The organism is Cellulosimicrobium cellulans, from assembly GCF_016907755.1.
GTDB lineage: Bacteria > Actinomycetota > Actinomycetes > Actinomycetales > Cellulomonadaceae > Cellulosimicrobium > Cellulosimicrobium cellulans_D.
In genome coordinates this window covers 1528563-1542121 of the sequence record NZ_JAFBCN010000001.1, presented here as the reverse complement: position 1 = coordinate 1542121, position 13559 = coordinate 1528563, and the positions used below count along the sequence as shown (strand labels likewise).

At 73.9% G+C, this 13559-nt stretch carries 12 protein-coding genes; 4 read left to right on the top strand and 8 right to left on the bottom strand.

Annotated features, from left to right (window positions below; all coding sequences use genetic code 11):
- Positions 1-27 precede the first annotated feature (27 nt).
- The gene (locus JOE63_RS06570; protein ID WP_204540098.1) at positions 28-702 is read right to left on the bottom strand and encodes a redox-sensing transcriptional repressor Rex; all 675 of its coding nucleotides are present in this window, start codon (positions 700-702) and stop codon (positions 28-30) included.
- A gap of 58 nt (positions 703-760) precedes the next feature.
- A complete protein-coding gene (locus JOE63_RS06565; protein ID WP_374058999.1) occupies positions 761-1054 on the bottom strand; it encodes a glutaredoxin family protein in 294 nt (97 codons plus the stop codon).
- A gap of 60 nt (positions 1055-1114) precedes the next feature.
- On the opposite strand from JOE63_RS06565, the gene JOE63_RS06560 reads away from it, so the two are divergent.
- Positions 1115-1996 carry an HAD family hydrolase gene (locus JOE63_RS06560; RefSeq protein WP_087471231.1) on the top strand — a complete coding sequence of 294 codons (882 nt, stop codon included), beginning with the start codon at positions 1115-1117 and terminating at the stop codon, positions 1994-1996.
- A gap of 188 nt (positions 1997-2184) precedes the next feature.
- Here JOE63_RS06560 and JOE63_RS06555 read toward each other — a convergent pair whose 3' ends face one another.
- Together JOE63_RS06555 and JOE63_RS06550 are read right to left on the bottom strand one after the other, a co-directional pair.
- The gene (locus tag JOE63_RS06555) at positions 2185-2283 is read right to left on the bottom strand and encodes a 30S ribosomal protein bS22 (RefSeq protein ID WP_003792170.1); all 99 of its coding nucleotides are present in this window, start codon (positions 2281-2283) and stop codon (positions 2185-2187) included.
- Between the two features lie 223 nt (positions 2284-2506).
- Entirely contained in the window at positions 2507-3748 is a 1242-nt protein-coding gene (locus JOE63_RS06550) for an acetoin utilization protein AcuC (RefSeq protein WP_204540096.1), read from the bottom strand.
- Between the two features lie 166 nt (positions 3749-3914).
- On the opposite strand from JOE63_RS06550, the gene JOE63_RS06545 reads away from it, so the two are divergent.
- Together JOE63_RS06545 and JOE63_RS06540 are read left to right on the top strand one after the other, a co-directional pair.
- Positions 3915-5291, top strand: a complete 1377-nt coding sequence (locus tag JOE63_RS06545) for a TrkH family potassium uptake protein (RefSeq protein ID WP_204540094.1) — start codon at positions 3915-3917, stop codon at positions 5289-5291.
- A 163-nt stretch (positions 5292-5454) separates the two neighbouring features.
- Entirely contained in the window at positions 5455-6159 is a 705-nt protein-coding gene (locus tag JOE63_RS06540) for a potassium channel family protein (protein WP_087472801.1), read from the top strand.
- A gap of 26 nt (positions 6160-6185) precedes the next feature.
- Here JOE63_RS06540 and JOE63_RS06535 read toward each other — a convergent pair whose 3' ends face one another.
- The gene (locus JOE63_RS06535; RefSeq protein WP_204540092.1) at positions 6186-6761 is read right to left on the bottom strand and encodes an ArsR/SmtB family transcription factor; all 576 of its coding nucleotides are present in this window, start codon (positions 6759-6761) and stop codon (positions 6186-6188) included.
- 76 nt (positions 6762-6837) lie between these two features.
- Here JOE63_RS06535 and JOE63_RS06530 point away from each other — a divergent pair, with 76 nt between their 5' ends.
- Positions 6838-8145 carry an MFS transporter gene (locus JOE63_RS06530; RefSeq protein ID WP_204540089.1) on the top strand — a complete coding sequence of 436 codons (1308 nt, stop codon included), beginning with the start codon at positions 6838-6840 and terminating at the stop codon, positions 8143-8145.
- Positions 8146-8154: 9 nt separating this feature from the next.
- Here JOE63_RS06530 and JOE63_RS06525 read toward each other — a convergent pair whose 3' ends face one another.
- From JOE63_RS06525 to JOE63_RS06515, 3 genes are all read right to left on the bottom strand, one after another.
- Positions 8155-8790, bottom strand: coding sequence for a hypothetical protein (locus tag JOE63_RS06525; protein WP_204540087.1), 636 nt, complete (start codon positions 8788-8790; stop codon positions 8155-8157).
- 338 nt (positions 8791-9128) lie between these two features.
- On the bottom strand, positions 9129-11147 hold the full coding sequence (locus JOE63_RS06520) for an Ig-like domain-containing protein (RefSeq protein WP_204540084.1): 2019 nt from the start codon (positions 11145-11147) through the stop codon (positions 9129-9131).
- Positions 11144-13393: a glycoside hydrolase family 127 protein gene (locus JOE63_RS06515; protein WP_204540082.1), complete on the bottom strand. Its 2250-nt coding sequence runs from the start codon at positions 13391-13393 to the stop codon at positions 11144-11146. The genes JOE63_RS06520 and JOE63_RS06515 overlap by 4 nt, the downstream gene beginning before the upstream one ends.
- Between the last annotated feature and the right edge of the window lie 166 nt (positions 13394-13559).

The following is a 13559-nucleotide window of genomic DNA, read 5'->3' as shown; positions in this document are numbered from 1 at the left end:
CGTGCGCGAGCACGCGGCCCCTCGTCGTCAGCGGTCCTGGGCCTCCGCGAGCGCGCGGGCCTGGGAGTGGAACGCGAGGATCTGCAGCTCGCTGCCGACGTCCACGCCGCGCACGTCGACGTCCGCGGGCACCTGCAGCGCGCGCGGCGCGAAGTTGAGGATCTCCCGCACGCCCGCCGCGACGACCCGGTCCGCGACGGACTGCGCGTGCGCCGCCGGCGTCGCGAGGACCACGATCGACACCTCCTCGCGCGCCACGACCTCCTCCAGCGCGTCGACGTGCTCGACGACAAGACCCGCGGCCCGCGTGCCGACGACCTCCGGCGACGCGTCGAGCAGTGCCGCGACGTGGAAGCCGCGCTGCTCGTACCCCGAGTAGTTCGCGAGCGCGTGCCCCAGGTTGCCGATCCCGACGATCGCGATCCGGTGCTCGTCCACGAGCCCCAGCGCCTCGGTGATGTACTGCGCGAGCGAGTCCACGTCGTAGCCGACGCCGCGCGTGCCGAAGGAGCCCAGGAAGGACAGGTCCTTGCGGAGCTGCGCCGGACCGACGCCGGAGAGCTCCGCGAGCTCGACCGACGACGTCGTCGCGACACCCCGGGCCACGAGGTCCCGCAGCGCGCGGAGGTAGGAGGGCAGCCGCGCCACCGTCGCGCTCGGGATCCCCGGCGCCGTCACCTCACCGACTACCTGCTCAGCCACCCGTCACCCCGTCGTCCTGGGACCGTCCTCGTCGACGGTCGCGCTCCACCGCGACGAATCATCCCAGGTCCGCGCGCGCCGTCGAAATCCGACCCACCGCACGAGCGAGCCGGCGCGCGTCCACCCGCCAGAACCCCTGCCGGACACCCCCCACCGTGACGACCGGGACGTACTCGCCGTACTGCTCGCGCAGCGCCGGGTCCGCGCCCGGCGCGTCCACGTCCACCTCCGCCCACGCGACCCCCGCCTCGGCGCACACCGCCTCGACGACGGCCCGCGCGTCGTCGCACAGGTGGCACCCCGCGCGGCCGTAGAGGACGACGGGAGGTGCGGGGGCGTCAGAGGTGGTCACGACTCCCAGGGTACGAGGGACCGCCCCCGGGACGGTCCGGCGACCGCCTAGAGTGGGGTCATGGCGACGTCTTCCGGTCCGGGCCCCGTCCCGACCCCCGGGTCGACGGACCCCGAGGACGCACCCACCGCCGGGCGCACGCCGCCCGCTCCCGCGCACCGCACGGCCGCCTTCTTCGACGTCGACAACACCATCATCCGCGGCGCGTCGTCGTTCCACCTCGCCCGCGCCCTGTACCAGCGGCAGTTCTTCTCGACGCTCGACATCGCGCGCTTCGCCGTGCACCAGGCGCGCTACCTCCTGTTCGGCGAGAACAAGCAGCAGATCGACCGCATCCGGTCGCGCGCGCTCGCCCTCATCGCGGGGCGTTCCGTCGCCGAGGTCACCGCGATCGGCGAGGAGGTCTACGACACCGTCCTCTCGCTGCGCATCTACCCTGGCACGCGCCGCCTGCTCGACGAGCACCTCGCCGCCGGCCACCAGGTGTGGCTCGTCTCCGCGACCCCCGTCGAGATCGGCGAGCTCATCGCCCGCCGTCTCGGCACGACCGGTGCCCTCGGCACCGTCGCGGAGCACGAGGACGGCTTCTACACCGGCCGCCTCGTGGGCGACATGATGCACGGCCGCGCCAAGGCCGCCGGGGTGCGCGCGCTCGCCGAGCGCGAGGACATCGACCTCGCGGCGTCCTACGCCTACGGCGACTCGCTCAACGACGTCACCATGATGGAGACGGTCGGCCACCCGTGCCCCATCAACCCCGACGCGCGCCTGCGCCGGCACGCGCAGGACGTCGGCTGGCCCATCCGCGAGTTCCGGGGCCGACGCCGCCGCGTCGCCCGCAGCAGCGTCCGCACCGCGAGCTGGGCCGGAGCCGCGTGGGCGGCCGCGCTCGTCCTGCGGTCGGTCCGCCGCGCCGTCGACCGCCGCATCACCCGCCTCTGAAGGCCTCTCCCCCGAGCCAGCACCCTCGTCCCCGCACGCGAGAAACCTAGCCTGCCGAGGGAGGGGCCTGGCCTCGACCTCCGCCTACCAGGGCTCTCCCTCGGCGACCGTCGGGAGACGCGTCGAGCCCGGTCCCTCGGGAGGGGCCGGGCTCGACGACGGGTCGGCGCGTCAGGACGCGCGCGACGTCACTTCTTGTTGCGACGCTGGTGACGCGTCTTGCGAAGCAGCTTGCGGTGCTTCTTCTTGGCCATGCGCTTGCGGCGCTTCTTGATGACGGAGCCCATACGGTCCTCGCAATGCTCGAGCGGCGTGTCGGTCGGCGACCGGTCGACCGGCCGCGTGTGGTCCACGGTTGATCGGGGCGCCCCGGCGACCACGAGGGCGCCGCGAGCCGACCAACACGAGAGAAATCCGCCCCCTAGACTACCCGCTCGCGCTCGTGCCCCGGTACGCCGCCCGCCGCGCGGGCTCGCACGACGCCACGGCCACCGGGGCGGGGCGACCGCGTCAGTCGAAGTGCGGGTCGAGGCCGAGCAGCGGGAAGACGGCGCGGCGCGTGGCCGCGACGGCCCGGTCGACGTCGTCGTCGGGGTCGTAGCCGCTGCTCCAACGCCGCACGTCGACGGGCGGGCCGAACGCGAGCGGGGCGTCGAACCCGGCGACCTCGGCGACGCGGGCGCGCCACTCGTCGGGGAGCGGCTCGCCCGCCGTCACGGGCCGATGGACGACCTCCCCCACGACCGCCGTCCACACGAGCGGCACGACGCGCGCGATCGCGTACCCGCCGCCGCCGAGCGCGAGCCAGCGTCCGTCGGTGAGCTCGTGCGCGAGGTCGTGCACCCAGGCCAGGGCGGTGCGCTGCGCGTCGACGGACACGTCGAGGTCGGAGAGCGGGTCCTCGCCGTGCGCGTCGCACCCGTGCTGCGTGACCAGGACCTCGGGCCGGAACGCGCGCAGCACCGGCGGCACGACGGCGTCGACCGCGCGCAGCCAGCGCGCGCCGTCCGTGCGGCGCGGGAGCCCGACGTTGACCGCGGTGCCCTCGGCGCCCGCGCCCCCGACGTCGGTCGGGTGCCCCGTGCCGGGGAAGAGCGTCGTCCCGCTCTGGTGGACGGACACGGTGAGGACGCGCGGGTCGTCCCAGAACGCCTCCTCCACGCCGTCGCCGTGGTGGGCGTCGAGGTCGACGTACGCGACGCGCGCGACGCCGTCGTCCAGGAGGCGGCGGATCGCGACGGCCGCGTCGTTGTAGACGCAGAAGCCCGACGCCGCGCCCGCCTTCGCGTGGTGCATGCCCCCCGCGACGTTCACCGCGTGCCCGACGCGCCCCGCGGCGATCTCCCCCGCCGCCTCGTAGGAGCCCGCGACGATCCGGGCGGCGGCCTCGTGCATGCCGGGGAAGACCGGGTCGTCCTCGGTGCCGAGCCCTCGGCGCGGGTCGGGCGTGCCGTGCTCGGACGCGGCCCGCACGGCCGCGACGTACGCCGCCTCGTGCACGAGGCCCAGGACGTCGTCGCTCGCCGGCTCCGGCCGGACGACGCGAGGCGCACCTCGGGGCGCACCGTCGCCGTCGAGCAGGCCGAGCGCGCGCACCAGCCCCATCGTCAGGTCGAGCCGGGCCGGGGACATGGGGTGCCCGGGGCCGAAGTCGTACCCGAGGAGCTCGGGGCTCCACACGACGCAGGATCCGGGCGCCGCGGCACCCGCACCGACGGGGGCGGGCGACGACGTGGGGTCGGTCGTGGGCATGGCTCACGGTAACGCCCGACGGCGCGCACCGGCCCCGACGGACCGGTCGCCGGACCTCGGTGCGGCACGCGCGCCCCGGAAGCGGCATGATGTCCCGGCGCCGGAGCGGCGACATGACGGGGCACCGGGCCCGTGGCAGAGTGACGCGAGTGGTGAGGGAGGCTCCATGCCGACGAGCATGACCGGGCGCCTGTTCAAGGGGCGGGAGATCGTCGACCGCCTCGCCCGGCAGTCGCCCGCACGCCTCGCCGTCACGGTCTTCGCCGCCGTCATCGCCGTCTTCACCGCTCTCCTCATGGCGCCCTGGGCGACGGTGAGCGGACGGGCGGCGCCCTTCGTCGACGCGCTGTTCACCGCGACGTCGGCGGTGTGCGTCACGGGCCTCGTCGTGGTCCCGACCGGCACGTACTGGTCGACGTACGGGCAGGTCGTCATCCTGCTCGGCATCAAGATCGGCGGCCTCGGCGTCATGACGCTCGCGTCGATCCTCGGCATGGCGGTGTCGCGGCGCATCGGCCTCACGCAGAAGCTCCTCACGGCGTCCGAGACCAAGACGACGCGGCTCGGCGAGGTCGGGTCGCTCGTGCGGGTCGTCATCATCACCTCGACGTCGCTCGAGCTCCTCATCGCGCTGCTCCTGCTGCCCCGCTTCATCGTCCTCGAGGAGACGTTCGGGGAGGCGGCGTGGCACGGCATCTTCTACGGCATCTCCGCCTTCAACAACGCCGGGTTCATCCCGACCGAGCAGGGCCTCATGCCGTACGTCGGCGACTGGATGCTGTGCCTGCCGATCATCCTGGGCGTGTTCATCGGCTCCCTCGGCTTCCCCGTGATCCTCAACGTCATGCGCAACCGCAAGCGCGTGTCGAAGTGGAGCCTGCACACCAAGCTCACGCTCACGACGAGCGCGATCCTCGTCGTCGTCGCCACGATCCTCTTCGCGGCGTTCGAGTGGACGAACGACGGGACGCTCGGCCCCCTGTCGCTCGGCGAGAAGCTCCTCGCGTCGCTGTTCGCGGGCGTCATGCCGCGGTCCGCGGGGTTCTCGACCGTGGACACCGGGCAGATGCACGAGGCGAGCTGGCTCATCACCGACGCGCTCATGTTCGTCGGTGGCGGCTCGGCGTCCACCGCCGGCGGCATCAAGGTCACGACCCTCGCCGTCATGGTCATCGCGATCGTCTCCGAGGCGCGCGGCGACCGGGACATGGAGGCGTTCGGGCGGCGGATCCCCCGCGACACCCTCCGGCTCGCCGTCGCCGTCTCGTTCGTCGGCGCGACGGCGGTCCTGCTGTCCAGCCTGCTGCTCCTCGAGATCACCGGCGAGTCGCTCGACGTCATCCTGTTCGAGACGATCTCCGCGTTCGCGACCGTCGGTCTCAGCACCGGGATCACGCCCGACCTGCCCGACATTGGCAAGTACGTGCTCGTCCTGCTCATGTTCGTCGGGCGCACCGGGACCATGACGTTCGCCGCGGCGCTCGCGCTGCGCGACCGTCGCCGCATCGTGCGCTACCCCGAGGAGCGCCCCATCATCGGGTGAGCGGCCCGCCCGCCGCGCCGGACGCCGTCGGGCACCGCCACCGACCCTCCCCGACCACACGAGAGGCCCCACCGTGACCGACCCCTTCTCCCGCGGCGCCGACCCGCGCCCCGCGCCGGTGACCGGGAGGGACGCCCTGACGGCAGACCCCGTCGCGCGGCGCATCGTCGAGCGCGGACGCGCCGAGCGGTCCCGCCGCGACGAGGCGAAGGCGCCCCGCAAGGACGCCGGCGTGCTCGTCATCGGTCTCGGGCGCTTCGGGACGGCCATCGCGGCCACGCTCGACCGCCTCGGCCAGGACGTGCTCGCCGTCGAGCGCGACCCCGAGCTCGTCGCCCAGTGGAGCGGTCAGCTCCCCCTCGTCGAGGCCGACGCGTCCAACCCCGTCGCGCTCGAGCAGCTCGGGGCGCGCGACTTCCCCGTCGCGGTCGTCGGCGTGGGCACGTCGCTCGAGGCGAGCGTGCTCATCACGGGGAACCTCGTCGACATGGGCACGCCCCAGATCTGGGCCAAGGCGATCTCCGCCGAGCACGGGCGCATCCTCCAGCGCATCGGCGCGCACCACGTCGTGTTCCCCGAGGCCGACGCCGGCTCCCGCGTCGCGCACCTGGTCTCCGGCAAGCTGCTCGACTACATCGAGGTCGAGGACGGGTTCACGATCGTCAAGATGCGCCCGCCCAAGGAGGTCCAGGGCTTCACGCTCACGCAGTCCAAGGTCCGCGAGCGCTACGGCGTCACCGTCATCGGCGTGAAGTCCCCCGGCGAGGACTTCCTCTACGCGACCCCCGAGACCCGCATCAGCGCCAACGACCTCCTCATCGTCTCCGGCCACGCCGACCTCCTGGAGCGCTTCGCCGCCCGCCCCTGACGGGCCGACCGGACGCTCAGGACGGTTCAGGACGGCGGGCGGTGCAGGAGGAACAGCCCGCGGTGGAGGGGGCGGTCGAGGCGCTGTTCGTCGGTCGCGACGTACTCGTCGAGGACGGCGAGGATGCGCCGGTCGAGCTCGGCGACGTCGTCGTCGGAGAGGTGGAGGCCGAAGGTCGCGGCCGTCGAGACCGCGTCGGGGCCGGCGGCGAGGGCGTCGTCGAGCGCGGCGGCGAAGGGTCCGAACCGGACGTCGGGCGCCGTGCCGCGCAGGGGGTCGTCGAGCCACCAGGTCGCGCCGGTCGCGCGGTAGGGGCGTTCGAGCGCTCCCCCGGCGCCGGTGCGGACGTCGGCGGGCTCGAGGAGTCCGGCGCGGACCAGGAGCCGGACGTGGTGGAGGGCCGTGCCGGGGGCGACGCCGAGGTGGTCGGCGAGCTCCTTGTTGGTCATCTCGCGCGTGCCGCACTGCCGGACGATGCGCTGGCGCAGGGGGTGGGCGAGGGCCTTCGCCTCGAGCGCCGTGGGCGGACGCCGTCCGGGCACGGCGGGCGGCGTCGCACCCGCGGTCGCTGCTGGCTCCTGCGGCGTGGGCTCGGCGCTCATGGCACCCATCGTACGTCGATCGATCGAGATCCACCGATCGATTGGGATTTCTCGATCACTGTGCCATGCTGGCGCCATGGCCCTCGCACCCCGCCGACGACGGACGGTCGGCACGCCCCTGGGCGGGCCGTTCCGGCGCCTCTGGACCGCGTCGACGGTCTCCAACCTCGCCGACGGCGTGCTCAAGGTCGCGCTGCCGCTCGTCGCGGTCCGCTACACCGACTCCCCCGCGCTCGTCGCCGGGCTGACGTTCGCCCTCACCCTGCCCTGGCTCCTCTTCGCGCTGCCCGCCGGCGCGCTCGCCGACCGGCTCGACCGGCGTCACGCGATGATCGGCGCCAACGTGGCGCGCGCGCTGCTCGTGGTCGCGCTCGCCGCCGTCGCGCTCGTGCCCGACGCCGGGAGCATCGCCGTGCTCTACGTCGTGGCGTTCGGCGTGGGCGTCACGGAGACGCTCTACGACACCGCCGCGCAGTCGATCCTGCCGCAGGTCGTTCCGCGCACCGCGCTCCCCCGGGCGAACGGACGCCTCTACGCGGCGGAGCTCACCGCGAACCAGTTCGTCGGCCCGCCGCTCGGCGGGCTGCTCGTCGCTGCAGGGGCGGCGGTGGCGTTCGGCCTCCCGGGCGCGCTGTGGGCGCTCGCCGTCGGGCTGCTCGTCGGGCTGCCCGGGGCGTACCGCCCCGAGCGCACGGCCCGCACGACGCTGCGGGCCGACATCGCCGAGGGCCTGCGCTTCCTGTGGCACGACCGGATCCTGCGCACGCTCGCCCTGATGGTCGGTGGCATCAACTTCGCGAGCAACGCCGCATTCGCGATCTTCGTGCTCTACGCCGTCGGCCCCGACTCGCCCCTCGGGCTGTCCGAGCCCGCGTACGGCGTCCTGCTCACGACGACCGCCGTCGGCGCGTTCGCCGGGTCCTTCGTCGCGGAGCGCGTGGTCGCGCTCGTCGGCCGGGCGCGCTCGCTGGCGCTGACCGTGCTCAGCACGGTCGCGCTGGTGGGCGTCCCCGCGGTGACGACGGACCCGTGGGTCATCGGTGCCGTCTACGCCGTGGGCGGGGCGGGGATCGCGGTGTGGAACGTCGTCACCGTCTCGCTCCGGCAGCGGATCACGCCCGACGCGCTGCTCGGTCGCCTCAACTCCTGCTACCGGCTCGTCGCGTGGGGGACGATGCCGCTCGGCGCGGCGGTCGGCGGCCTGCTCGGCGAGCTCTTCGGGCTGCGGAGCGTGTTCGTCGTCATGGCGGCCGTGTCGGCGGCGACGCTGCTGGGCATGCTCGTCGTCGACGACCGCGCGATGGACGCCGCGGAGCGCGCCGCCGACGAGCGCGACGCGCTCCAGGAGAGCGAGCCTGCGGCGGACGCGGTCACCGAGGAGTAGGGCCGCCGACTAGGCGGCGGGCTGGTCCTTGTGCGCCCGACGGCGCAGCACGGCGCCGGCCGCGACGGCCAGCCCGGCGAGCACGGCGACCCCGACGAGCCCCGTGCCGGTCGTGGCGAGGCCCCCGGGGCGCGGGGAGGCCGACGTCCCGCCGCCGGTCGTGCCGCCGGTGCCGACGGACGGCGTGCCGCCGGGCTCGTGCGGCTCGCCCGGTGCGGCGAGGACGACGAACGGCTCGGACAGCACGTCGGCGCCCTCGCCCGGGGCGACGAGGCGGATGTGGTGCTCGCCCGGGGCCGTCCCGACGGGGATCGTCGTCACGAGCTCGAACGCGCCGTCGGCGTCGGTCGTGACCGTGCCGAGCAGCACGGGCTCGCTCTCGAGCCAGACCTCGTACGTGGTGTGCGGCGCGAGGCCGGTCCCGCGGACCACGAGCTCGCCGCCGACGACGAACGGGCCGTCGCCCACGACGACGACGCGTGGACCTGCGGGCACCTCCCGCTCGCTGATCTCGACGCTCACGCGCACGCCCTCGGCCGGGTCGGGGACGGCGGCCGTCAGCGCGGTGGCCGAGGCGGCGCCGGCGGGGACGACGAGGGAGCCGGCGATCACGAGGGCGGCGAGCAGCCTGCGGGTGGTCGTCACGCGATGAACCTCTTCGTCCGGCCCGGGGTGGGCGCTGCTGGGTCCCCCCGAACCCGGCTGGACGATCGTCCAGCCGCGATCATCTTGCCATCTTGGACGCTCGAACTGAACATCCGTCCAGGTTGTTCACCCGGCCGTCGTCGTCTCGCCCCCTCCGGCAGCACGAAGCTCGGCCCCCGCCGCTCCGAGGAGCGACGGGGGCCGAGCCGGACCCGGACGGTGCCGGCACACCGCCCGGGGGTCTGTGGTCACCCACCGTGGCGAGGTAGAGGCGTGGTCACGACCGCACCTCTACCTCGCGGCACCGGGGCTCTACCTCGGCGAGGTGGGGCGACGGGTCAGCCGCAGTCGAGCGCGACGAACGGCGCGTCGACCGTGGCGGTCACCTCCTGGGGTCCGTCGGGGCCGTCGACCGTGGTGGTCCCCGTGACGGTCGCGGTGCCGGCCGGGGCCGACGTCGCGCGCGTCGCGAACGACTGGTAGGCGTTCCTGCCGGGCGCCACGTCCGCGAACGCCCTCTCGCCGTACGGCGTGGCGAGCGACACCGACACCGGGACGTCCTCGCCGTTCGTGACGCGCACGGCGACGTACGCCTTGCCGGCGAGGCAACGGGGCGACACCTCGACGTCCAGCGCGAGCTCCGGCTCGTCGCCGAGCGCGGGCAGCACGACCTGCTGGCGCACCTCCTCGTTGCCCGCCGCGTCGGTCGCGGCGAACTCGATGACCTGCGGCTCGTCGGTGAGCGCGCGCGTGAACGGCTCCGTGTACGTGCCCCAGAACGTGCCGGGGCCCTCCCACTGCACCTTGTCCACGCCCGAGCCCGCGTCGGTGGCCGCGAGGGTGATCTCGACGCTGCTGCCGACCTCGCGCAGCGTCGCGACCGTCGCGGGCGCGACCGTGTCCACGCGGAGCTCGCGCGAACCCGTGCCGACGTTGCCCGCCGCGTCCGTGGCGCGCGCCTCGACGGTGCGCACCCCGTCCTCGTCGACCGCGAACGGTCCGTCGTACGCGGTCCACGCGCCGCCGTCGACCGAGACCTCGACCGCCGGGGCCGGGTCGCGGTTGTCGGACGCCACGACCGTGACGGTCGGGTGCTGGACGTACCAGCCCGACGTCGCCGCGCCGGGCTGGGCCGTGACGGTCACCGTGGGCGGTGTCGTGTCCTCGCCGGTGTCCGGCGCGATGACGAACACGACGGCCTCGGCCGGCACGTCCGTCCCCTCGACGTCCCCGTCGACGAAGAACAGCCCGTCCGGCTCGGCGTAGTCGGCCGGGTCCACGGCGTCCCACGTCACGGGGATGCGGCTGTCCTTGGACGCGTCCTCGTACTCGGCCGTGACGGTCGCGGGGAGCGCCGGGGCCGTGCCCGCGAGCGTCACGACGCTCACGTTGTCGACGGCCGTGATCGCGCCCGGCTCGCCGTCGCGCACGTGCACCGTGCCGCTCACCGGCTCGACGAGCTCGTCCGACGTCCCGGTGACCTCGAACGCCCCCGCGGCGGCGACGTCGTCGGGCGTCACGTCCTCCCAGTCCACGGCGACGGTCTCCACGCGGCCGTCGGTGAAGATCGCGTCGATCTCCGCCGGCAGGTCGGGCAGGACGCCGACGTCGGTCGGGACGTGGACCGGCGAGTAGTCGATCGGTCCGTTCGGGTCGACCGGCTCCGGCTCCTCGACGCCACCCGTGCCCCAGACCTCCCACTCCGACACCCCGACGCCCGAGTACGTCGCCGCCGTGGTGCCCCGCAGCGCGTCGAACGTCGCGCGCAGGCGCGTCGTCGTCACCGCGTCGAAGGTCGTCTCGTTGGTCGTGAGGCGCTCGGTCGGGTAGCCGCTCGGGTTCGGGACGTCGACGAACGCGCCGGTGTCCGCGTCCCAGTACTGGAGCTTCCACGACGCCGGGACGCGCACGTTGTCGCCGTTCGCGTCGATGCCGTCGGACCAGAACCGGACGACGGAACGGTCCACCGTGACCGGTGCGGGCCACGAGTACTCGAGCCACTGCGTCGCGGGTCGGTCCCCGCTCCACGTCGCCCAGGTCGCGTCGTGCGCTCCCCCGGTGCTCACGCCCGCGCCGTCGTTCACGGCCTCGACCTTGTTCCACGACGCCGTGTAGCTCGCCTCGGGCGTGCCGAGCAGCGCCACGTTCGACGGCGCCTCGTCGGCCGCCGCCAGGACCTCGTCCCCGGTGCCCGAGGTCGCGGCCCACGCCCCGACGCCCGCGCCCGTGAGGGCCAGGGCGAGGACGGTCGCGGTGGCGACCACGCGCCGTCGGGCCCGGGGTGTCCCCGGCTCGTGCCCGAGCGGGATGAGCACGGCCGAGCCCGCGCCCCGCGATGAGTGAGTGCGCGCGCTCATGCCAGCCTCGCCTTCCCCGCCGTGACCAGGACCTTCTGACCGTCGCGGCGGCTCAGGAGGCCGTCCGCGGTGAACTGCTCGACGGTGCGCTGGACCTTCTGGAGGAAGGCGGCGCGGTCGGCGAACCCGCCGTCGCCCCACACGACGTCGAGGAACGTCGTCCCGTTGGGCCGGGCGGCGTTGGCGACGCCGCTGTCGAGCCCCGCGAAGACGACGCGCGGCTCGGAGCGCTCGACGTACATGTGGTACTGCGTGTCGTCGCCCGACCACGCGGGCTCGAACGTGAGGTCCCCGAGGCGGAAGTACCCGTTCCCGGTGTCCGTGAACGCGCCCTCGAGCGTGCCGTCGAGGCCCATGTGGGCGTAGAGGGACAACTTGAGGTACTCGCGCGACGCGCTGCGCGCGAGGAGGACCGTCGGCCCGTTCTCGATGCTCTGGATCGCGGGGTTGTCGATCGTCGGCACGGCGCGGATGCTCAGCGGCATCGTCACGTCGACGACGTCGCCGGGCGACCACGAGCGCGACACGCTCGCGTACGTCCCCGGGACCGCGTCGAGGTCCTGCTCCACGCCGTTGACCGTCACCGTGAAGCCCTTGCGCACCCAGCCGGGCACGCGCAGGCGCAGGTCGAGCTGCCCGGAGCCGTTCACCGTGAGGCGGGTCGCCCCTACCTTCGGGTACTGCGTCTCCTGCACGACCTCGAAGCCCTTCTCCGCCCACGTCAGGGTGGAGGCGAGGTAGAGGTTGACGTAGAGCACCTCGCCGTCGACCGACCGGAAGTAGACCGAGTCGCGGTACTTCACGTGGTTCTCGAGCCCGGTGCCGCCGCAGCACGTGCCCGTGTTGCCGTACTCGCGGCGCGTGCCCGGGTTGACGCCGTACATGTACGTGACGTCGGGGCTCGTCGTGGACTGCGAGTTCTTCTTCGAGCCGACGACGTGGTTGAGCAGCCCGCGCTCGTAGTACTCCATGTACTTCGGGTCGAGCGAGTGGAAGTACAGGAGCCGCGAGAGCTTGAGCATGTTGTACGTGCCGCACGTCTCGGCGTTGCGCGCGCCGATGTCGCCCGCGACCGTGTTCGGCGGGCCGAACAGCTCGCCCTCGCCGTGACCGCCGTGCGCGTACGTGCGCCCGGGCACGACCATGCCCCAGAAGCCCTCGACGGCGCGGAGGTACCGCTCCTCGCCCGTGAGGTCGTAGACCTTGAGGTACCCCGGGAACTGCGGGATGTGCTGGTTCGCGTGCTTGCCGTTGAGCGTGTCCGTGCCCGCGGCGCTCGCGTCCACGAGCGTGTTGAGGTCGAACAGCTTCGCGGTGGCGACGTACGTGTCGTCGCCCGTGATCGACGCGATGTCGGCCAGCACCTCGTTCATGCCGCCGTACTCGCCCGCGATGTAGATGCCCCACATCCGGTCGAGCTGCGCCTGCGGCAGGACCGACAGACGGCTGTGCACCCACGCCGCCATCGAGGACGCGAGCTCGAGCGCCTGGTCGCTGCCCGCGAGGCGGTACGCCTCGAGGAGTCCCGCCATGATCTTGTGGCACGTGTAGTACGGCGCCCAGATCTCGCCGTACGGCGCGTACTTCTCGAGCTGGCTGAACTGCCACTCGCCGTACGCCGCGAGGAAGCCGGGGTGGCTGAACCGGCCCATGGCCGCGAGCGCCGTCTGGACCTCCGCCAGACCCTCGACGAGATGGTCCACCTTGTCGCGGAACACCGTCTCGCCCGTGCTCGCGTACGCGAGCGACACCATGGACAGGAAGTGCCCGCCGTAGTGCCCCCGCAGGAGGTTCGCGGTCTGGGTGTTCGCGCGGCCCGGGTAGTCGTCGGGGCCCCACGGCTGCTCGTTGGCGTGGCCGAAGCCCTCCCAGCCGCCGGGCGCGGACGCGCCCTTGGTGTCGAGCCCGGCGTTGCGCCGGAACACCGCGAGGACGCGGTCCACGGGGTACTCGCGCGCGAGGTGCAGGATCTGGTCCTGCGAGCGCGTCGCGACGCTCGGGGCGAGCGTCACGTCGGACATCGGGAACGGCTCGGCGGCCCAGCCGTCGAAGGTCACCGAGCGGTCGAGGGACCGCAGGAAGGCCCGGCTGACGGGCGGTCCGCTCGGGACCGTCAGTGCCGGGACCGGCGGCGCGGCGAGCGCGCTGCCGCCGCCCGCGAGCGCGACGGCGCCGGTCGCCCCGGCGGCCAGCGCCCCGAGCCGCAGGACGGCCCGCCGCGAATATCTGGAGTCGTGCACGTGCATGAGCTGTCGCTCCTTCTCACTCGTCGTCGAGTGGTGGAAGCGTCGTCGGCGGCAAGGAGGGAAGCCCCGCGTCCGACGCTCGTGCTGGTTCCGCCCGGCCGCCACGTCGCCGAGGGAGAGCTCTGGTCCGTCGAGGGAGAGGCGTGGTCGTGACCACGCCCCTCCC